The organism is Nocardiopsis nanhaiensis (genome assembly GCF_054778635.1).
Genome location: NZ_BAAGZJ010000201.1, coordinates 1 through 755, shown reverse-complemented (window position 1 = coordinate 755; position 755 = coordinate 1). Strand labels below are relative to the sequence as shown.

Genomic DNA, 755 nt, shown 5'->3' with positions numbered 1-755 from the left:
GTACCAGGCCGCCTTCGACGCCCGTGGTGCGCGTTTGGTGCGCACCTTTGATGGCACTCACCTGTTCGAGGCCTGGGGTCCGGGTGAGCACGCCGAGGAGCTTAGGTGTGTGCTCAAGGCCCACGAGGTGGAGTATGACCCCGAGAGGCTGCACGTGTCGGCTTCGGAGCGGATGTATGACGCGTTCATGAACCTGGTCCGGTCCGCGACCAACCCCACCGGGGACGGTGAGGGCGCTGAGGGTGCTGAGGGTGCCGGGGGCGGGGACGGCCAGGGGAAGGGGCGCAAGGGTCGCAAGCGTGCTGCGGTGGCGATGATCAACATCATGGTGCCCCTGCCCACCTTCCTGGGCCTTCAGAACCAGACCGAGGGTGCGGGGCCTGCGGTGACCCAGGATGGGCAGGTGGTCTCCATGGCCGCGATCCGTGCCCTGGCCCCCAACAGTGTGCTGCGTCGGATGGTCACCTCCCCTAAGGGTGACCGGGTGTTGGACGTGGGCCGCACCCAGCGCGATGCCACGGGTGCTCTGCGGGATGCGGGGCTGTTCGGTCACACCACCTGCGCCTGGTACCAGGGGTGCAACTTCCCGGCCAGCGGGTCGGAGGCCGACCACAAGATCAGCTTCTCGGCCGGTGGGTCCACCAGCGCGGACAACATTCAGCCACTGTGCTCGGACCACAACCGGCTCAAGTACCGGAGGGAGACCAACCCGGAGGCCTCCATCTGGCAGGGCCGTCCCTCCCACCGCAACCGCA

General features: G+C 67.9%; 1 protein-coding gene. It reads left to right on the top strand.

Going from position 1 to position 755, the window contains the following annotated elements; genetic code table 11:
* Positions 1–37 precede the first annotated feature (37 nt).
* A partial coding sequence (locus ACYVD1_RS34775) for an HNH endonuclease signature motif containing protein (protein ID WP_460778726.1) occupies positions 38–755 on the top strand: 718 nt, incomplete at its 3' end.